20 protein-coding genes are annotated in these 18,353 nt (G+C 54.8%); 7 read left to right on the forward strand and 13 right to left on the reverse strand.

Features of this window, described 5'->3' with window-relative positions; translation table 11 throughout:
• Positions 1-237 precede the first annotated feature (237 nt).
• Positions 238-1,038 (reverse strand): MBL fold metallo-hydrolase, encoded by an 801-nt coding sequence (locus GJ746_RS13305; RefSeq protein ID WP_154680636.1) that lies wholly within the window; start codon positions 1,036-1,038, stop codon positions 238-240.
• A 184-nt stretch (positions 1,039-1,222) separates the two neighbouring features.
• On the opposite strand from GJ746_RS13305, the gene tam reads away from it, so the two are divergent.
• On the forward strand, positions 1,223-1,975 hold the full coding sequence (gene tam / locus GJ746_RS13310; RefSeq protein ID WP_154680637.1) for a trans-aconitate 2-methyltransferase: 753 nt from the start codon (positions 1,223-1,225) through the stop codon (positions 1,973-1,975).
• 221 nt (positions 1,976-2,196) lie between these two features.
• On the opposite strand, the gene GJ746_RS13320 is transcribed toward tam, so the two are convergent.
• From GJ746_RS13320 to glsB, 6 genes are all read right to left on the reverse strand, one after another.
• Entirely contained in the window at positions 2,197-2,637 is a 441-nt protein-coding gene (locus GJ746_RS13320; protein ID WP_154680639.1) for a GNAT family N-acetyltransferase, read from the reverse strand.
• A 249-nt stretch (positions 2,638-2,886) separates the two neighbouring features.
• The gene (locus tag GJ746_RS13325; protein WP_154680640.1) at positions 2,887-4,338 is read right to left on the reverse strand and encodes a tagaturonate reductase; all 1,452 of its coding nucleotides are present in this window, start codon (positions 4,336-4,338) and stop codon (positions 2,887-2,889) included.
• 355 nt (positions 4,339-4,693) lie between these two features.
• Positions 4,694-5,221: a GNAT family N-acetyltransferase gene (locus tag GJ746_RS13330; RefSeq protein ID WP_154680641.1), complete on the reverse strand. Its 528-nt coding sequence runs from the start codon at positions 5,219-5,221 to the stop codon at positions 4,694-4,696.
• Between the two features lie 89 nt (positions 5,222-5,310).
• On the reverse strand, positions 5,311-6,723 hold the full coding sequence (locus tag GJ746_RS13335) for a GGDEF domain-containing protein (RefSeq protein WP_195908735.1): 1,413 nt from the start codon (positions 6,721-6,723) through the stop codon (positions 5,311-5,313).
• A gap of 107 nt (positions 6,724-6,830) precedes the next feature.
• Positions 6,831-7,205, reverse strand: coding sequence for a DUF4186 domain-containing protein (locus GJ746_RS13340; RefSeq protein WP_154680642.1), 375 nt, complete (start codon positions 7,203-7,205; stop codon positions 6,831-6,833).
• Positions 7,205-8,131 (reverse strand): glutaminase B, encoded by a 927-nt coding sequence (glsB, locus tag GJ746_RS13345; protein WP_154680643.1) that lies wholly within the window; start codon positions 8,129-8,131, stop codon positions 7,205-7,207. The genes GJ746_RS13340 and glsB overlap by 1 nt, the downstream gene beginning before the upstream one ends.
• Positions 8,132-8,312: 181 nt before the next feature.
• Here glsB and GJ746_RS13350 point away from each other — a divergent pair, with 181 nt between their 5' ends.
• Positions 8,313-8,879: an RNA 2'-phosphotransferase gene (locus GJ746_RS13350; RefSeq protein WP_154680644.1), complete on the forward strand. Its 567-nt coding sequence runs from the start codon at positions 8,313-8,315 to the stop codon at positions 8,877-8,879.
• A gap of 183 nt (positions 8,880-9,062) precedes the next feature.
• Here GJ746_RS13350 and sad read toward each other — a convergent pair whose 3' ends face one another.
• Positions 9,063-10,448 carry a succinate-semialdehyde dehydrogenase gene (sad, locus tag GJ746_RS13355; RefSeq protein ID WP_154680645.1) on the reverse strand — a complete coding sequence of 462 codons (1,386 nt, stop codon included), beginning with the start codon at positions 10,446-10,448 and terminating at the stop codon, positions 9,063-9,065.
• Positions 10,449-10,553: 105 nt separating this feature from the next.
• Here sad and ptrR point away from each other — a divergent pair, with 105 nt between their 5' ends.
• The gene (gene ptrR / locus GJ746_RS13360) at positions 10,554-11,432 is read left to right on the forward strand and encodes a putrescine utilization regulator PtrR (protein WP_154680646.1); all 879 of its coding nucleotides are present in this window, start codon (positions 10,554-10,556) and stop codon (positions 11,430-11,432) included.
• Here ptrR and GJ746_RS13365 read toward each other — a convergent pair.
• The 3 genes from GJ746_RS13365 to GJ746_RS13375 form a co-directional block, all read right to left on the reverse strand.
• The gene (locus tag GJ746_RS13365; RefSeq protein ID WP_154680647.1) at positions 11,386-11,868 is read right to left on the reverse strand and encodes a GNAT family N-acetyltransferase; all 483 of its coding nucleotides are present in this window, start codon (positions 11,866-11,868) and stop codon (positions 11,386-11,388) included. The two genes, ptrR and GJ746_RS13365, sit on opposite strands and share 47 nt — an antisense overlap.
• Before the next feature lie 146 nt (positions 11,869-12,014).
• The gene (locus GJ746_RS13370; protein ID WP_154680648.1) at positions 12,015-12,821 is read right to left on the reverse strand and encodes a PhzF family phenazine biosynthesis protein; all 807 of its coding nucleotides are present in this window, start codon (positions 12,819-12,821) and stop codon (positions 12,015-12,017) included.
• Positions 12,822-12,830: 9 nt separating this feature from the next.
• Positions 12,831-13,622 carry a PhzF family phenazine biosynthesis protein gene (locus GJ746_RS13375; RefSeq protein WP_154680649.1) on the reverse strand — a complete coding sequence of 264 codons (792 nt, stop codon included), beginning with the start codon at positions 13,620-13,622 and terminating at the stop codon, positions 12,831-12,833.
• 205 nt (positions 13,623-13,827) lie between these two features.
• On the opposite strand from GJ746_RS13375, the gene GJ746_RS13380 reads away from it, so the two are divergent.
• Positions 13,828-15,027, forward strand: coding sequence for a sugar transporter (locus tag GJ746_RS13380; RefSeq protein ID WP_154680650.1), 1,200 nt, complete (start codon positions 13,828-13,830; stop codon positions 15,025-15,027).
• A 60-nt stretch (positions 15,028-15,087) separates the two neighbouring features.
• Here GJ746_RS13380 and GJ746_RS13385 read toward each other — a convergent pair whose 3' ends face one another.
• Positions 15,088-15,756, reverse strand: a complete 669-nt coding sequence (locus GJ746_RS13385) for a MarC family NAAT transporter (protein WP_154680651.1) — start codon at positions 15,754-15,756, stop codon at positions 15,088-15,090.
• Positions 15,757-16,017: 261 nt separating this feature from the next.
• On the opposite strand from GJ746_RS13385, the gene marR reads away from it, so the two are divergent.
• The 3 genes from marR to marB are packed head-to-tail and all read left to right on the forward strand — an operon-like array spanning position 16,018 to position 17,098.
• Entirely contained in the window at positions 16,018-16,452 is a 435-nt protein-coding gene (gene marR / locus GJ746_RS13390) for a multiple antibiotic resistance transcriptional regulator MarR (protein WP_154680652.1), read from the forward strand.
• Between the two features lie 17 nt (positions 16,453-16,469).
• Positions 16,470-16,850 (forward strand): MDR efflux pump AcrAB transcriptional activator MarA, encoded by a 381-nt coding sequence (marA, locus tag GJ746_RS13395; RefSeq protein ID WP_004102351.1) that lies wholly within the window; start codon positions 16,470-16,472, stop codon positions 16,848-16,850.
• A 29-nt stretch (positions 16,851-16,879) separates the two neighbouring features.
• Positions 16,880-17,098: a multiple antibiotic resistance protein MarB gene (gene marB, locus GJ746_RS13400; protein WP_154680653.1), complete on the forward strand. Its 219-nt coding sequence runs from the start codon at positions 16,880-16,882 to the stop codon at positions 17,096-17,098.
• A 31-nt stretch (positions 17,099-17,129) separates the two neighbouring features.
• Here marB and eamA read toward each other — a convergent pair whose 3' ends face one another.
• Positions 17,130-18,029, reverse strand: a complete 900-nt coding sequence (gene eamA / locus GJ746_RS13405) for an O-acetylserine/cysteine exporter (protein WP_154680654.1) — start codon at positions 18,027-18,029, stop codon at positions 17,130-17,132.
• Positions 18,030-18,353: the final 324 nt, after the last annotated feature.

Raw genomic sequence — 18,353 nt, forward strand, 5'->3', positions numbered from 1 at the left:
GAGATATTCACAATGAAAAGACCGCTGAATTAAATCACACTCATCAGCAGAATTAAACGATATTGCAAACAGAAAACCACAAGTTAAATAGAATGAAGTTTCTCTATAAATATTTACACCGTATGGCTAAATAATGATTTGACCTTCCCCCTGGGGGAAGGTGTATAGAGAAAGCCAATGTATTTAATAAATAGCAAAAATGTTATTTATATGTAATTTCAGAAATCAAATCTACTGTTATTCCAGCACTATCGTATCGCCGGTTGCCGGAGCCGAATCTGCAGACAACCACCAGCGCCCCCACGAACCAGTACAGTGACAGGCCAGCACTTTTTCCACTTTCTGCTGGTGTAAAAACTGCTTGAGGCGACGTATCTCCCAAGGGGGCGCGGTACGCAGATGAAGGCCGCCGATTATGGCGTGTATCTGGCGGACGCCGGTTATCTTTTGGCAATGGCTGATGGTGTCGATGAGTCCGCGATGCCCGCATCCGCAAATGATAACTAATCCTCGCGGCGAGCGGTAAATCAACACGCCTTCATCGGCAATATAATCCGTCTGCTGACGCTCCCCCTCAAGAACGCCATATGCTCGCGGGTGAGCCACGTCTATCTCACCGGACCACATGAACCGTTCGCCGATTATCAGCGGCTGGCGGCTGTACTCCATGCGGTGGCGGGAATAGTCAATTTCTCGCGATAGCTTTTTGATTTTCCAGCTGCGCCCGACAGCGGTTAGCGCCGAGTAACGGCTTTGTCCGACCTGTGGATGGCAAATAATACGGCTATTATCCGGCAGCCATGACACGCCGCCGCAGTGATCGTAATGACCGTGTGAGAGCACCGTAGCGGTCAGGTCGCTTAACGAAACGCCCATCCGCCGCGCATTTTGCATAAAGCTGTCGTCAGGACCTGTATCAAATAGCACGCGGCTGGTTTCATCCTCTAAAAGCAGGCTTAAACCGGGTTTGACCTTCAGCGTGTTATCCTGTCCCTCGCCGAGGCGGTTTTCGAGCAATACCTTAACGAGTAAAGCCATTTTATTTCCATTAGCAAATAAATACCTCGTCTACTCTAACCCAAACCCGGCAGGCATGCCGTGACCAATCCTCAACTAAAAACGTGACGTTGTCACTTAAAGCCCGACAAAAGGCTCTCGTCCTTTGCCAGATAAACATTGCCATCTATGATGATGGGCAGGTTTCTCATAATCGGAGCGCACTATGGCAGACTGGAATCCTTCCCTGTATATGAAATTTGGCGCTGAGCGCACGCGGCCCGCCGCCGAGCTTCTCTCCCGCGTCGCCCATCATCCTGTAACCCTGGCCGTTGATTTAGGCTGTGGTCCCGGCAACAGTACCGCTCTGCTACGTGATGCCTGGCCTGAAGCGACGATAATGGGTGTTGATAACTCTCCCGCGATGCTCGAAGAGGCCGCACAGACGCTACCGGACTGCCGGTTTATCGAAGCGGATATCGCCGAATACCGCCCTGAGCGGCCGGTTGACTTAATTTACGCTAATGCATCGCTGCAATGGCTAACGAACCATCAGCGGCTATTTCCTCGTCTGATAAGCAATCTCGCGGCAAATGGCGTTCTGGCTGTGCAAATGCCCGATAACTGGCAGGAGCCTTCTCATACCCTGATGCGTCAGATCGCGGAAGAACTGGGGCACCCTGCCAGCGGGCGGCATCCTTTACCGCAGGCGCAGGAGTACTACGATATTCTGACCGCCAGCGGCTGTGAGGTGGACATCTGGCGCACAACCTACTATCACCCGCTGGCATCGCATCAGGCCATTATTGAATGGCTACAGTCCACCGGGCTGCGGCCATATTTACAACGGCTTGATGCACAACAGCGTGAAACGTTTCTTGCATGTTATCTGGAACGGCTAAAACAGCACTATCCGTTACAGTGTAACGGAAAGGTATTATTACTATTTCCGCGTCTGTTTATCGTCGCACGTCGTTAATCCGAGGGGAGTTGACTAGCGGCGGCGCCGTAAACCGACGCCGTATGGTCTGATTTACCAGGAAAGATGATGGACCAGAGAAAGATCCCACGCGGTAGCCAACAGCGAAAGAAACATGATGACATTTACAACCGTCTCTATGCGTTTTTCCATTTTATTTCTCCTGAGTCGTTTCCCCAGGTTTACAGGGAAAATCTTAACAACTTCTTAATCTCAGACTGTCAGAGCGTCACGCGGTAACGAACATAGTCATCAGCGGGCGTAAATTCATCATAGAGACGTCGCGCCGGGTTGTCAGTCCGGGTATGCCAGTACATGCGCGACCACCCTTTCTCTTTCCCTTCCCTCTGGAGCGCCTGCATTAATGTTCTGGCGATGCCCCGCCCCCGAACCTGGGGGTCGACAAACAGATCCTCCAGATAGCAAACAGGCGTCTTGACCCACGTTCCTTCATGGAGCACGCAAATCGCAAACCCCGCCACATTGCCATCTGCAAGGGCCACGCGGCCTAATACGGGCGATGCGGAATCAAGCATGCGTTGCCAGGTATGTTCGGTGACGTCCGGCAGCTGCGGGCTATCGTAGAAATGGGTATAGCCTTCCCAAAGCTGTAGCCACTGCGCTTTGTCCTGCAGACTCACTTCACGAATTTCAATGACCATTGGTCCAACTCCTCATTTGGATAAGCCATTATTTTCCGGTGAGATAATTTGTTCAAGCGACCAGGACACAATTCATCGTTTTCTCACAATTGCCCTTTTTTTACTGATGGACGCCATTGGCAGGTTCTTACAGACCTGCGTGATTGGAAAAAAAAATAAGTATGTTGTAACTAATTAAGGGGCAAAGAGTACCCGGCTGAATGTCGGGTTACTCTTGATATCTACCGTCCAGAGGCGGGATTCAGGATATCAGCACAACGGCTTAACGGCAGCGCGCATGCCGTCGTGCAGGATTGCGTCCAGATCCAGCGTCACCTGTTCCACCAGGCCGGAGACTTTGGTCAGGTCCTGCTCCCAGTGGGACTCCACGGACAGCACCGCTTTTACCAGTTCGCTGGTACTGATTTGCGCATCCCGATGCCGGGCCCACAGCGCCTGATAGCTCTCCATCCATTCGGCGTCATCCTGTACCGGATAGCTCTCGCCGTTACGCTCCCCGCGATAAAACGCAATCAACGCCGCCAGGGCAAAGGTCAGGCGCGGCGGAAGCCGGCCCTCTTTTTTCTGCCCCGCCAGCAGCTGCGGGAGAATGCGGGTACGGTATTTAGTCATACCGTTCAGGGCAATAGACAGCAGCTGATGCTTGATATACGGGTTACGGAAACGGCCGGTTACCGCGCTGGCGAAAGATTCAAGCTCATCTCGCGGCAGATCGAGTACCGGAATAATCTCTTCATAAATCGCCTTTTCAACAAAAGAACAGATTTCCGCATCGTTCATCGCCTCACCCACGGTGTCCAGGCCCGCCTGAAAAGCTACCGGCACCAGCGCGGTGTGCGCCCCGTTCAGAATCGCCACTTTGCGCTCTTTATACGGCTTAATATCGTCAACGATTAGCACGTTAAGCGGGAATCTGTCGAGACGCAGCTCGGTGGCCAGAGATTTTGGCCCCTGAATAACAAACAGGTAGAAGTGTTCTGCGGTATCGAGGAAACCATCTTTATAGCCTAACTGTTCTTCAATCTGCGCGGCTTCATCGCGCGGATAGCCGGTGACTATCCGGTCTACCAGCGTGGAGCAGAAGGCGTTGGCCTCATCCAGCCAGGTGATAAAGGCTTGCGGAAGCGCCCACTCCTGCGCATAGCGCAGGACCAGTTCACGTAGCGCTTCACCGTTATAATCAATCAGCTCGCAGGGAACGATGACCCAACCTTTATCCGCCGCGCCAGAAAAATGGCTGTAGCGTTCAAACAGCAGGCGGGTCAATTTGGCCGGATAGCTTACCGCAGGCGCATCGTCGAAACGATCTCCCGCGTGATAACTAATCCCGGCTTCGGTGGTATTGGAAAACACAAACCGCATATCCGGATTATGCGCCAGACGCAGCAGCTCAGCGTAATCTGCATAGGCGCTGATTTCGCGATTAACGGAGCGAATCAGGCGCGCGTCGCTGACCGCTTCGCCCTTCTCATTCAGACCGCGAATTATCGTGGTATAGAGACCATCCTGGGTGCTGAGCGACGGCGGAAAAGCACTCTCAATCGGACGCACGATCACCACCCCGGAATTCAGGTCGGTATGCTCGTTAAGGAGATCGATCTGCCAGTCGATAAACGCGCGCAGGAAGTTGCCTTCACCAAACTGAATGATGCGTTCAGGGTACTGCGCGCCCGGGAAATCGCGACGGTTTAATGTTTTCACAAAGGTTCCCTCATAGAGTAGTCATACAACCTGATTGATTGGTCCAATAAGTTATCAGCTTTTTAGCCAGGTGAAACCCTGTTTTGATCAAAGCTGTATGCAATATCAAATTTGTAGCCAAAATAATTCCAGCTGCGGGACAGACCATTAAACGGTTGAACAACGCCTGGCGCTGACTCTGAAGACGTAAATTTCGCGGCAAACGGGTAATCCCCAGTCGCCTGTTCAGCAGAATGACCGGGGACGATCCGCAACGGATTCAGGCGCCATTAAGCAACGGCAGCTAACGGCGTGGCTACTGGATAACCAGGCTAAGAAAGCCACCGCCGCTGCGGCCTGCAGTATGACGGGGATATCAGAGGAATTTATAGAACAGAGATGTCGCGGTCAGCTCGCCGTCCGGCATCAGGGCATAGCGCGGGATTTCTCCGGCCTTTTCCCAGCCGCACTGGACGTAGAAGTTTTCCGCTCCGCTGCCGGTCGCCGTATCCAGCACCAGAACGCTTTTACCCTGCTCGCGCGCAATCTCTTCCAGCCTGGTCATCAGCGCATTTGCCAGTCCCTGACGACGCGCATTTTGGTGAACCAGAAGCTTGGCAACGTCAGCCCGGTGCGGTTGGTTTTCCGGCTGGTCGATAACCAGCTGCACCGTACCAACCAGCCGCTGCTGCGCATCCGCCGCGGCAAGGATCACGCGTTCCCCGGCGGCAACGCTTTGCGCCATTCGCCGCCAGAATGCCGTCGCGGTTTCCGGTGCAAAGGGCTGCATAAAACTCACCGATGCCCCGCCGTTGACGCAGCTGACGAGGATGTCGGTTAATTGTGGCAAGTGTTCAAGAATATCGTCGCGCGAGAGCGTGCGCAGAGAAAATGATGTGGTCATAGGTAACTCCGTAGCTTGACCACATCACTATGTTTTTAACTTAAATTTAACACAAGCAAAATTATCATCGCGTTTTCTTATGTCACGCTTCAGGCCAGTCTTTGCGTAAAAATACGATTGCGGCCCGCTTTCTTGGCCTGGATCATATAATCGTCGGCCTCCATCAGCAGCTGATTAAACAGATCGGTGACTCTTACCGCGCCGAGCGGTTGGCTCTCCAGCCCCATACTGATAGTCAGCTGAATGTGGTTTTGTCCCCAGCTGAAGGTCTGGGATTCAATGCCCTGGCGAATTTTTTCCGCCAGCGCCTGTCCGTCCTGCTCTGATGCGCTCAGCGCCGCGACGGCAAACTCTTCCCCGCCGATACGAGCCACCATCCCCTCGTCGCCCACCAGCTGGCGCACCTGCTGCGCAAACTGAACCAGAACGCTGTCACCGCACTCATGGCCCCAGCGGTCATTAACCTGCTTAAAGCCGTCGATATCCAGTACCATAACCGTCAACCATTTTTCATCCTCGAACGTCTGACGTTTCAGGGCTTCGCTTAGCCCCGAGCGCGAATAAACCCGAGTCTGGAAGTCGAAATCAGCCCGCAGCGCCAGCTGTTTAACGAGGTTATTTATCGCCTCAACGCTGGAAGCGACGATGATTGGGCTTATCAGCATCGCGGCAATCCCCAGACGCGTTGAAAACAGCTGCCACGACTGCATCCGGACATCGGTCGTGAGGTGGATAAGCGAGTTGGCCACCAGCAGTATTTCGCTAATTCCGGTAATAAAGGTCAACAGGCAGGTGAGCGGTAGCGGATAACGAATCGCGCACCAGATCAGCGCCGGTAAAGGAAACGTGATGCTTCCGGCTCCGCCAACCGCCACCCCGAGCACAAGCGACAGCACTAATGCAATGGCCGGTAATAGCTGACGCAGACGGAAACGCCCGAACGCCGAAGGGAGCGTCAGGGTCAAAATAAACGGCAGGATCAGCACCGCGGTCGAGAACTGTTCGCTGAACCAGTCAGCCAGTTGGGAAACAAAGGTAGCGCGTTCAACGTCTACCGATCCCAGCGCGCCTACGGCTGCGCACAGCAGCGCCGCCAGCAGGCAGTAGCAAAACAGACTCAGGGCGTTAATCGGTCCCGGCATCGAATCCGTCCGGCGCTTATCCCACAAAATAAGCTGCGCCAGGGTCACGATAAAAACAATATTGGAGAAATTAATCAGGAAGGAGGCAAACCCCATTCCCCAACGCGAAGTTAATCCGTCATAAACCAGCATAGCGGCAAAACAGACGGCATAAAAATAACTGCGATTTAGCCAGACATAACGCGCAAAAACCCCTGCCATCACCGCATTAAGCGGCCAGAAAAACGACAGTTCCTGCACCAGGCGCAGCATCGCGCCCAGAAAATGCAGCAATAGCGTTAAAGTGAACAACACCAGCGCATCGCGCACGGGATGTTCCTCACGAAACAGCGAGAATGACCGAATCGACAGTGAAGACATTCATGATTATCCGTCTAATTGTTTCAGGTAATTATTATGTTAATAATTAGTTAGCAGTTCATCATATCATGAGAATAATTATCAGGCATATACCGCCGCCTGATGAATTACGGTCGGCTGCGGTTCGGCGTATTCATCTCAATAACCAGCCAGTGGTGAATGACCTGCACCACGTAACGCTGCTCTTCTTCGCTCAGCCCGCGCCCGCGGGGGATGGCATGCCACTTTTCCAGGCAGCCGCGGCAGCAGGTTGCCGTCGCATGCTGCGCGATAAACACCGGATGCCCGCGCATCGGCGTCTGTTTACCATCGTTAGGAATTTGCGCAGGAGCCAGCCGCCTGGCGATAAAATCAGCCGCATGCTGGTCGATAACTTCCGCCCCCTTGTCATAACAGTACTGCCTCTCTTTAACGCCGAGGTGAAACCGCGAGCGAAAAGTAGAGCGCCGCAGGCGGGCGAACAGGTTTTCTATTGGCACCATCAGAACACCGACCTTCCCAATTTCTGGGTAAGTTTTTCCAGTAAAGCGATTCCGGCCAGCGAGTTTCCCGCTTCATCAAGCTCCGGGCTCCATAACGCAATCGCCATCTCCTGCGGAACAATAGCCACAATCCCGCCGCCAACGCCGGATTTTGCCGGTAAGCCGACGCGCCATGCAAATTCTCCGGCGTTCTGGTACATGCCGCTGGTCATCATCAGAGCATTAACCTGCCGTGACTGAATCGGCGCGATAACCTGCGTCTCAAGGTGCGGAGCGATACCTCTGTCGGCCAGGAACAGAAAAGTACGCGCCAGCTCTACGCAGCTCATCTCCAGCGAACAGTAGTGGAAATAGTTTTGCAGCACCGTGGCGACATCGTTATGAAAGTTACCGAAAGATTTCATCAGCCAGGCGATTGCGGCGTTACGCGCGGAATGCTCGAACTCTGAACGGGCAACCACCGGATCGTAAGCGATATCGCCGACTCCGCTGAGGCGCCGTACGATTTCCAGCATTCGCTGGCGGGGCGCGCTAAGACGGCTTTGCAGCATATCGCAGACCACCAGCGCCCCGGCGTTAATAAACGGGTTGCGCGGCTTGCCTTGTTCAATTTCCAGCTGCAGTAGCGAGTTAAAAGGCTGTCCGGAGGGATCTTTCCCCACCCGCAGCCAGATCTCCTCTTCCTGATAGTGGTTCATCGCCACCACCAGACTGAGGACTTTCGAAATAGATTGAATAGAGAAACGCTCGTGCGCGTCGCCAGCGCTGTAGTGCTGGCCGTCCACCGTACAGATGGCAACGCCGAGCTTATCACCGCTGACGCTGGCCAGCGCCGGTATATAATCCGCCACCTTACCGCGCCCAATCAGCGGCCTGACTTCAGCCAAAATGGCATCGAGCATTGCGTTATTAATTACCGTCGCCACGCGAGGCTCCTTGCCAACAACAAAATTCGGGCGGTAATTATAGGCGCCCTCCATGATAAGCAACAGCCCATTTCAATCTCTTCTGCTACCCCTGAATAAAAAGTACGCTGGGTCAGCGTTATGAGTGATATAAAAGCACGGAGAGAACTCAACCTTAACAAGGAAGCAAAGGGTAAATTTAATGGGTAAATCGCCTACGGAAGTCAGCAAATTTTTAAGCTATGTCCTGCGCCACCAGCCAGAGGCCATCGGTCTGGTACTCGATAGCGAAGGCTGGGCAGATATCGATGAATTGATGGCCTGCGCGGGAGGAGAAGGCGTCGCGCTCGACAGGCCGCTGATTCAGTCAGTGGTTGCGAGTAGCGATAAAAAACGTTTTGCCATCTCGGCCGATGGCCAGCGAATCCGTGCCGTTCAGGGGCACTCTTCCCGGCAGGTTGACATCGCGTTTATCGCCACAGCGCCGCCTGAGTTTTTATTCCATGGAACCGCAACGCGCTTTATTGCGGCGATCCAGGAGCAGGGTTTGCTCCCAGGATCGAGGCAATACGTGCATTTATCGGACAACGAGACAACCGCGGCTGAAGTGGGAAAACGCTACGGTAAGCCCGTGGTGTTGAAAATTAATGCCTTATTAATGCACGAGCAGAATATTGCGTTCTATCAGGCGGATAATGGGGTTTGGTTAACAGCAGCGGTGCCGGCAAAATTTATTGCCTCATGGGACCATCCCGGAGGCGGCGCCTGACGCGCCTTTTCCGGGCTACTCGATCGCAGATGATGATGCCCGGCTAAGCGCAGCGCGAGCCGGGAAGCGGCAGCGCCGACGCCTCCGCCCCGGCACATTTCTTGGGGGCGGCGCGTTGCGCCTTGCCCGGGCTACCCGGCCCACAGACGGTTGTGAACCCGCAGCCCGGGGATTTTGCGCAGCCTAGCGGCGATCTTTCCAGACGGTCTGTACGTTGCAGAATTCATGCAGGCCGAAGTGAGACAGCTCGCGGCCAAATCCGCTTTTCTTCACGCCGCCGAACGCCACGCGAGCGTCGCTGGCGCAGTAGCCGTTGATGAATACCCCGCCGCACTCCAGTTCATTGGCGAAACGACGGGCCTGCTCTTCGCTGGTGGTATAAACCGTCGCGGAAAGGCCAAACTCGCTATCGTTAGCCAGCGCCAGCGCATGCTCAGCATCGCGGGCCCGGGTTATTGTCGCCACCGGGCCAAACAGTTCCTGGCGGAAACCGGTCATCTCAGCGGTAACGTTGCCCAGTACCGTCGGCGCATAATAGTTGCCCACGCCTTCGATTTTTTCCGCGCCCAGCAGCAGGGTTGCCCCCTCTTTTAAGGTTGCCAGCACCTGCTCGTGTAGCTCATCGCGCAGGTCGAAACGCGCCATCGGACCGATGTAGTTCTGTTCATCGCGCGGATCGCCCATTTTCAGCGCGGCCACCGCGGCAACAAACTTGTGCGTAAAGGCATCGGCAATGCCCGCCTCAACGATAAAACGCTTCGCGGCGGCGCACACCTGCCCGGTATTCTGATAACGGCCAATTACTGCCGCCTTGACGGCCTCATCGAGGTCAGCATCGTTAAGAACAATAAACGGATCGGAACCGCCCAGCTCCAGCACGCATTTTTTCAACGCCGCGCCCGCCTGTGCGCCAATCGCCTTTCCGGCGCGCACGCTACCGGTGACGGTCACCGCAGCGATGCGTGAATCGTTAATAATTTGCGAAACGCCGTCGTTAGTGGCGTTAACCCAGCCGAACACGCCGGCCGGCACGCCCGCAGCGGCAAAAATTTCGCCAATCATCGCCGCGCTGCCCAGTACGTTTGGCGCATGTTTAAGCAGATAGCTGTTTCCCGCCAGCAGAATCGGCACCGCTCCGCGCAGCACCTGCCACACCGGGAAATTCCACGGCATGATGGCGAGGATCGCGCCCATCGGGCGGTACTCAATCACCGCTTTATTATCTTCAACCAGAGTCGCTTCGGTATTCAGCATCGCCGGACCGTGCTCGGCATACCAGTCGCAAAGATTGGCTGATTTAGCCACTTCGCCGCGCGCCTGAGCAATTGGTTTGCCCATCTCAAGGCTGATCATCTGCGCCAGCTCTTCACCACGGGCGCGCATCGCGCTACCAACGTTACGCAACGCCGCCGCGCGGTCAGCCACGCTAACGTTGCGCCACTGGCGATAGCCCTGTTCTGCGAGGGCGATGGCAGAATCGACCTGTTGTTCGCTCGCCCAGGCCAGAGATGACAGCGTTTCACCTGTGGTCGGGTTCACGGAAACCGCATGAGTAGCAGATAAATTCATCGTTTTTCTCTCTGTGTTGATTGCGAAGTGAGCTTATTCTGGCTTACCCTACCCTTCATTAAAAATGAATAATATTAAGCAACCTTTTCACAAAAGAAGAACACTATGGATTTGACCCAGCTTGAGATGTTTAACGCCGTCGCCAGCACCGGCAGTATTACCCAGGCCGCACAAAAGGTGCATCGGGTGCCGTCGAACCTGACCACGCGTATTCGCCAGCTGGAGGCGGATCTCGGCGTGGAGCTGTTTATTCGTGAAAACCAGCGCCTGCGCCTGTCGCCCGCCGGACACAGTTTTTTACGCTATAGCCAGCAGATCCTGGCCCTTGTCGACGAAGCGCGCATGGTCGTCGCGGGTGATGAGCCTCAGGGGCTGTTTTCGCTCGGCTCGCTGGAGAGTACTGCCGCCGTGAGGATTTCCCCTACCCTGGCGCATTTTAATCAGCGCTATCCGAAGATTCATCTGGCCCTCTCCACCGGCCCTTCCGGCACCATGATCGACGGCGTACTCGAGGGCAATCTGAGCGCAGCATTCGTTGACGGCCCGATAGTGCATCCGGGACTTGAGGGGTTACCGGTCTTCCCGGAAGAGATGATGATCGTCGCGCCCTTTGGCCACCCGCCCATTGCGCGCGCCAGCGAAGTGAACGGCGCCAGCGTCTACGCATTTCGCGCCAACTGTTCCTACCGTCGTCACTTTGAGAGCTGGTTCCACGCCGATCGTGCCACGCCGGGGCGGATCCATGAGATGGAGTCCTACCATGGAATGCTGGCCTGCGTGATTGCCGGTGCCGGGCTGGCGCTAATCCCGCGCAGCATGCTGGAGAGCATGCCGGGTCATCAACAGGTTTCCGCTTGGCCGCTGGCGGAAGAGTGGTGCTGGCTGACTACCTGGCTGGTCTGGCGGCGCGGGGCGAAAACCCGCCAGCTTGATGCATTTATAGCGCTGCTGAACGAAGATCGGCAAGCAGCATCTTCTCCATGAAGATGCTTAACGGATCCGGCTGATACGGCGCAAAGGCGCTGCGGGTCTGGTAGCCATTGCGGGTATAGAGCGCAACGGCGGCGTGTTGATGGATGCCGGTTTCCAGGCGCACGGTATGACAGTCACGGCGCAATGCTTCTCTCTCCAGCGCCGCCAGCAGTTTTTCTCCCAGCTGCTGGCCGCGATGCGCCGGGAGAATAAACACTCTTTTCATCTCGCCAATCCCCTCCTCTGTGAGCACTATCGCCCCACAGCCGACGGCCTGCTGCCGCGCATCGCGGATCAGCAGCGCGATGACCGAATTTTCCGCTAGCGCGCCGAGGTCAAGCAAATGATTACTTTCTGCCGGATAAAGCGTCTGCTGATAAGCATCCAGCTGGGCAATTAAAGCGGTCAGTTCCGGATGGTCTGGCGGGGTGGCGGCAATGGTGTACATATACAGGCTCCTTTTTGAGCCTACTGTAGCGCGGAGCTCAGACAGCTCCGCCATAGTATTAATTTATACCTTGAGTTCCCGGCTGTTCGTAGAGTGCACAACATATCAGGGAGCGCAGTTTGATTGCCGCTCCCTCTTTATTTTGCTTACTCGCCAGACGTGGTGTCGCGCAGCATTATTACGCCATTTAAATAGGTCACCGCCTGGCCGCTCATCAATACTCTTTCTCCCTTCAGCTCACAGCGAATATCGCCTCCGCGCGCGGAAACCTGCCGTGCCAGCATACGGTTTTTGCCGAGCTTTGCGCTCCAGTAAGGGATCAGCATGGTATGTGCCGAACCGGTTACCGGATCTTCCCAGACGGCTTCTCCGGGTGAAAAAAAGCGGCTGACAAAGTCATATTCACCCTGGCCTGCGGCAGTAATGGTGACTTTATGCTCGCCTGGATTCATCGCAGAAATATTGGGCCGCACGGCTTCGACCTGGTCACGAGTTGCCAGTTCGATAAGCCAGGCGCGCCCCTTACGGACATGCAGATAGCTATCGATTCCCAGCGCGGAAAGCATCGCCGCAGGCGGTTCGCACTCTTCGGTTTCCCCGACAGGAAAATCCAGCGTCAGCCAGTCGCCTTCGCGGCTCACGCTCAGCCTGCCGGAAGCGGTGGCAAAGTGAATCACCGCCTCGGGGAAATCCAGGTGATGAAAAATGACGTGCGCGCTGGCAAGCGTGGCGTGACCGCAGAGATTGACCTCGTTGCAGGTGGTAAACCAGCGCAAAGCAAAGCCATCGCTCTCAGGCACCACAAATGCGGTTTCCGACTGGTTGTGCTGCTGGGCCATTTTGAGCAGTACTTCATCCGGTAACCATTCTTTGAGAAGGCAAACCGCCGCCGGATTACCGGCAAAAGGCTGGTCGCTAAAAGCCGCCACCAGATACACAGGAATTTCAGTCACCGGGACTCCTTAACGTAACGTAATTGTGCCAATCAAATAGGTCGTTGCCTGACCGCCAATAAGAATTCGCTCACCCCGCCAGCGGCAGAGCAGCTCGCCGCCGCGGGACGAAAGCTGTCGCGCCCGCATCTCCGTTTTGCCGAACTTTGCGCCCCAGTAGGGGATCAGCATGCTGTGGGTAGATCCGGTGACCGGATCTTCCGCTACCGGCTCGCCCGGGCAGAAGAAGCGGCTGACAAAGTCATACTCTTCATCCGCTGCGCTGATACAGATCATTTTGCCAAGGCGCTGGAGCATATGCATATCCGGACGCACGGCTTCCACCTGGCGGCGATCCCTTAATACCACCAGATAATCGCGCGCCATGCGAACCTCCACCGCTTCGCTCACCCCGAGCCCGGCAAGCAGCTCCGCAGGCGGCTGCTCAATGCTCCTCGTTTCCCACGCCGGTAAATCCAGGGTCAGCCAGTCGCCGCTGCGCGTGACGCGAAGCTCGCCGACGAAGCGGGTACTAAATACGATCGTCGATGAGGGATGATCGAAGTATTCAAAAATGACGTGCGAAGCCGCCAGCGTCGCGTGACCGCAAAGGTTTATCTCAGCAAGCGTGGTAAACCAACGCAGCTCATATCCTTCATCCGTGCGCACGAAAAACGCCGTCTCTGACTGATTATGCTGCTGGGCCATTTTCAGCAGCGTTTCGTCAGGTAGCCATTCAGTGAGCGGGCAAACAGCCGCCGTGTTGCCGCCGAAGTTACGATCGCTGAATGCGTCTACCAGATAAAAGTCAATTTCCAGCATAGTTCTGCCCTTCTATTTCCTTTACTTATCGATAACATGACATAAAGACGATAAATGCACACGTTTAACTGGAAAATTAATCAGTTAGTTACTCAAACCCAGCCTAAACAAAAATGAGATGCAGATCACAAAACGATTGTATTTTCAGCAGCAATCGTTTTAAGATCGTCCCACTTCTTTCCTCTTTTTAACCAGCCCTGAACTTATGATGACAAATACGGTTTCACGCAAGGTCGCGTGGCTGCGCGTAGTCACGCTTGCGATTGCGGCATTTATCTTTAACACCACCGAATTTGCGCCCGTAGGCCTGCTGTCGGACATCGCCGACAGCTTTGGCATGGAAACCGCGCAGGTCGGGATCATGCTGACAATCTACGCCTGGGTTGTCGCCCTGATGTCGCTGCCCTTTATGCTGCTGACCAGCAAGATGGAACGCCGGCGCCTGCTGGTGGGACTGTTTATTCTGTTTATCGCCAGCCACGTGCTGTCATTCCTGGCCTGGAACTTCAACGTGCTGGTGATCAGCCGCATCGGCATCGCTTTCGCCCATGCGGTGTTCTGGTCAATCACCTCGGCGCTGGCTATTCGGATGGCGCCTCCGGGTAAACGCGCCCAGGCGCTGAGCCTGATTGCCACCGGTACCGCGCTGGCGATGGTCTTCGGGATCCCGATTGGCCGTATCGTCGGGCAATATTTTGGCTGGCGCACTACTTTCCTGGTCATTGGTCTCGGCGCGCTGATCACTATGGTTTGCCTGATCAAACTGCTGCCGAAGCTCCCGAGCGAACACTCAGGTTCGTTAAAAAGCCTGCCGGTGCTGTTCCGCCGTCCGGCGCTGCTGAGCATCTATTTGCTGACGGTGATTGTGGTGACCGCGCACTATACCGCCTACAGCTATATTGAGCCGTTCGTACAGACGGTGGCCGGGCTGAGCGGCAACTTTGCCACCTTGCTGCTGCTGACCCTGGGCGGCGCGGGTATCGTCGGCAGCATCCTGTTCGGTAGGCTCGGCAACCTTCATGCCTCTGGCTTAATTAACGCCGCCATTGGCCTGCTGCTGGCGTGTTTACTGCTGCTGTTGCCTGCCTCGCATAACGCCAACCACCTGATGCTGCTGAGCGTCTTCTGGGGCATAGCCATCATGATTATCGGGCTCGGCATGCAGGTGAAAGTGCTGGCGCTGGCGCCGGACGCCACCGACGTGGCGATGTCGTTATTCTCAGGGATATTTAATATCGGTATCGGCGCGGGCGCGCTGGTCGGCAGCCAGGTCAGCACCCATCTTTCGATGGCGTCTATTGGCTATGTCGGCGCCATTCCTGCCGTCGTCGCGCTAATGTGGGCGGTGATGATTTTTCGCCGCTGGCCTGGTTCCCTGGAGGATCAGCAGCCGCATCACTCCTGATCGTTCGAAAAAAGCCTGCCGGTCGAGAGATCGGCAGGCTTTTTTACATCATATTTCAGGTCAGGCGTGATAGGTAGAAATGATCTCCAGCACGCCGTTAATAATAAACTGCACGCCCATACAGACCAGCAGAAAACCCATCAGCCGTGAAATTGCTTCAATGCCGCCCTTGCCGACCAGACGCATAATCGCCCCGGAGCTGCGCAGACAGCCCCACAGAATAATTCCGACCAGGGCAAAAATAATCGGCGGTGCAACCAGTATCACCCACTCAGGAAAGCTCGCGCTGTGCTTTACCGTCGAGGCGGAGCTGATAATCATCGCGATCGTTCCCGGCCCTGCGGTGCTGGGCATCGCCAGGGGAACGAATGCGATATTGGCCGTCGGTTCATCCTCAAGCTCCTCTGATTTCAGCTTAGCTTCCATCGAATCATGGGCTTTTTGCTGCGGAAAGAGCATGCGGAAGCCGATAAAGGCGACGATCAGCCCCCCTGCGATACGCAGGCCGGGAATCGATATGCCAAAGGTGTTCATCACCACCTGACCCGCATACCACGCGACCATCAGGATGGCAAAGACATAGACCGAGGCCATCAACGACTGGCGGTTACGCTCGGCGTTGTTCATGTTGCCGGCAAGGCCAAGGAACAGCGCCACGGTAGTCAGCGGGTTAGCCAGCGGCAGAATGACCACCAGACCCAGGCCAATCGCTTTTAAAAGATCCATCATAATGAGTTAAGGTCCTGTAAATATTGGATTATCAAAAAAATAACGCACGCGGAGCATATCGTCTGTGGCCGGATTGTACCCGTTCCCCGCCTGATGCATTCATCATTCAGTCAAATCATAAGACAAGAAAGCGAAATAGAGTGACCTGCATCACAACAATTCGTTTTAGCAAATCGTGTCATCGGCAAATTCATCAGGTTGACTTATATTTGCCTAGGCAATAATATCTCCCGCAACTAAGTCATTGCCTGGGCAACCACTGTGAAAAACACCAGCGACCTGTTTAACGAAATGATCCCTCTTGGTCGCCTGATCCAGATGGTTAACCAGAAAAAAGATCGCCTGCTCAACGACTACCTCTCACCGATGGACATTACTTCCACCCAGTTTCGGGTGCTCTGTTCTATTCGTTGCGAAGTGTGTATTACCCCCGTTGAGCTGAAAACCGTGCTTTCGGTCGACCCGGGCGCAATGACGCGCATGCTCGACCGTCTGGTCTGTAAAGGCTGGATTGAACGGTTACCCAACCCGACTGACAAGCGTGGCGTACTGGTGCAGCTAACACCGGACGGCGCAGCCCTTTGCGAGCAATGTCACCAGGTTGTGGGTCAGAAACTGCACCAGGAATTAACAAAAAACCTGTCGACGGATGAAGTAGGCACTCTTGAGTGTTTACTCAAAAAAGTTCTGTCGTAATAAGAAGAGGTAAGATGATGTCCAGACGTAATAATGACGCCATCACTATCCATAGTATTTTGTCGTGGATCGAGGATAACCTGGAATCGCCGCTGTCGCTGGAGAAGGTTTCAGAACGCTCAGGTTATTCCAAGTGGCACCTGCAAAGAATGTTCAAGAAAGAGACCGGTCACTCGCTGGGACAATATATTCGCAGCCGCAAGCTGACCGAGATCGCGCAAAAGCTAAAGCAGAGTAATGAACCTATTTTATACCTGGCCGAGCGCTATGGTTTTGAATCACAGCAAACGCTGACTCGAACGTTCAAAAACTACTTCGATGTTCCGCCGCACCAGTACCGCATTACTAACGTGCCGGGCGAGTCGCGCTACCTGCTCCCACTGAACAACTGTTGTTAATCGCCTGCAAAAGACGTATTGAGGAAATCATGAAACAATTCGCTTCCGCCGCCATCGTGCTATTGGCGCTGGTCTCTGGCCAGAGTTACGCGGAGCAACCCACCACTCCGGTTCGTCACAATAACCGGGATGCGATGATTATTCCTTCCGAACATAATGATTCGCCGTTTGATTTCAATCACATGGCTTCGGGCAGTGATAAATCAGATGAACTCGGTGTGCCGTATTACAACCAGCAAGACCTGTAATATTCCCTTTAGCCCCGTCACCGGGGCTTTTTTATCCCCGCGCCATGCCGGGACGTACAAGCTTCAGGCCAAATACGTTGATATACAGCCCGGCCATAATCAGGACCGCCCCCAGCAGCTGCAGGCTATTTAGCGTTTCGCCCAGCAACAGAGCGGCGCTGGCCATTCCGACGACCGGAACCAGCAGCGATAGCGGCGCCACGCGCCATGTCTCATAGCGTCCCAGCAGCGTCCCCCAAATCCCATAGCCAACAATGGTGGCAACAAAAGCCAGATACAGTAGCGACAGGATCGTCAGCAAATCGATATCCCGTAAACTGGCCGCCATAGCCTGCGGACCGTCGAGGATCCACGACGCCAGCATAAACGGCAACACCGGGATCAGCGCGCTCCACACGACCAGAGACATAATCGGCGGCTGGCTCGCATGCGACATGATTTTCTTATTAAAGATATTTCCGCATGCCCAGCTAAGCGCCGCCGCCAGCGTCAGCATAAAGCCCACCAGCGGCACATGCTGACCGCCGAGGCTGGCTTCCACCAGCACCACTACGCCAAAGATAGCCAGGGCGATCCCGGCCAGCTGTTTACCCTGTAAACGCTCGCCGAAGATAAACGCCCCGAGGATAATAGTGAAAAAGGCCTGGGCCTGGAGAACCAGCGAGGCCAGGCCTGCGGGCATCCCCAGACTTATGGCGCAAAACAGAAACGCAAATTGCCCGAAGCTAATCGTCAGGCCGTACCCCAGCAGCAGGCTTAGCGGAATTTTTGGCCGCGCCACGAAGAGCAGCGCCGGAAAAGCCACCAGTAAAAAACGCAGCCCGGCGAGCATCAACGGTGGCATATTATGTAATCCCACCTTGATGACGACAAAATTCAGCCCCCATACAACTACTACCAGCAATGCCAGCAGCCCATCTTTACGCGTCATACCCTGCCTCGGTTGTTATTAGAATTTTTGTGAACAAAATCAACATACCGAATAATTCGCCTGACGCCTATCCCCGCCTTACTTCAAGTTGCATCTGCGTTGACGTTCTTACTCAGCTCATCCCAGAGCCTCGCTCCTGCGGGGGCAGCGCAAGCGCGGTTCAGGACACGGTGCCTTGCCCTGAGACTCGAATTATTCAGGATAGAGATCACTATTTTCAGTAGGGCATGCAGCCCCATTTCATCACCGACGGGAGCTATACAAGGCCTGAATAGCGTGCTATTTGTGATCGGGACAACAAAAATAACATCACATCAGGCAAGG

Origin of the sequence: Klebsiella oxytoca (genome assembly GCF_009707385.1) — a bacterium.
In the GTDB taxonomy this organism is placed as follows: domain Bacteria; phylum Pseudomonadota; class Gammaproteobacteria; order Enterobacterales; family Enterobacteriaceae; genus Klebsiella; species Klebsiella oxytoca_C.

What these genes read in the sequence shown, in the direction of transcription:
- tam (WP_154680637.1), top strand. Translation starts at nt 1,223, where the DNA reads ATGGCAGACTGGAATCCTTCCCTGTATATGAAATTTGGCGCTGAGCGC.
- GJ746_RS13365 (WP_154680647.1), bottom strand. Translation starts at nt 11,868, where the DNA reads ATGTACACCATTGCCGCCACCCCGCCAGACCATCCGGAACTGACCGCT.
- GJ746_RS13330 (WP_154680641.1), bottom strand. Translation starts at nt 5,221, where the DNA reads ATGACCACATCATTTTCTCTGCGCACGCTCTCGCGCGACGATATTCTT.
- GJ746_RS13320 (WP_154680639.1), bottom strand. Translation starts at nt 2,637, where the DNA reads ATGGTCATTGAAATTCGTGAAGTGAGTCTGCAGGACAAAGCGCAGTGG.
- marA (WP_004102351.1), top strand. Translation starts at nt 16,470, where the DNA reads ATGTCCAGACGTAATAATGACGCCATCACTATCCATAGTATTTTGTCG.
- eamA (WP_154680654.1), bottom strand. Translation starts at nt 18,029, where the DNA reads ATGACGCGTAAAGATGGGCTGCTGGCATTGCTGGTAGTAGTTGTATGG.
- marB (WP_154680653.1), top strand. Translation starts at nt 16,880, where the DNA reads ATGAAACAATTCGCTTCCGCCGCCATCGTGCTATTGGCGCTGGTCTCT.
- GJ746_RS13340 (WP_154680642.1), bottom strand. Translation starts at nt 7,205, where the DNA reads ATGGTGCCAATAGAAAACCTGTTCGCCCGCCTGCGGCGCTCTACTTTT.
- GJ746_RS13380 (WP_154680650.1), top strand. Translation starts at nt 13,828, where the DNA reads ATGATGACAAATACGGTTTCACGCAAGGTCGCGTGGCTGCGCGTAGTC.
- GJ746_RS13335 (WP_195908735.1), bottom strand. Translation starts at nt 6,723, where the DNA reads ATGTCTTCACTGTCGATTCGGTCATTCTCGCTGTTTCGTGAGGAACAT.
- ptrR (WP_154680646.1), top strand. Translation starts at nt 10,554, where the DNA reads ATGGATTTGACCCAGCTTGAGATGTTTAACGCCGTCGCCAGCACCGGC.
- GJ746_RS13305 (WP_154680636.1), bottom strand. Translation starts at nt 1,038, where the DNA reads ATGGCTTTACTCGTTAAGGTATTGCTCGAAAACCGCCTCGGCGAGGGA.
- GJ746_RS13385 (WP_154680651.1), bottom strand. Translation starts at nt 15,756, where the DNA reads ATGATGGATCTTTTAAAAGCGATTGGCCTGGGTCTGGTGGTCATTCTG.
- GJ746_RS13375 (WP_154680649.1), bottom strand. Translation starts at nt 13,622, where the DNA reads ATGCTGGAAATTGACTTTTATCTGGTAGACGCATTCAGCGATCGTAAC.
- GJ746_RS13350 (WP_154680644.1), top strand. Translation starts at nt 8,313, where the DNA reads ATGGGTAAATCGCCTACGGAAGTCAGCAAATTTTTAAGCTATGTCCTG.
- sad (WP_154680645.1), bottom strand. Translation starts at nt 10,448, where the DNA reads ATGAATTTATCTGCTACTCATGCGGTTTCCGTGAACCCGACCACAGGT.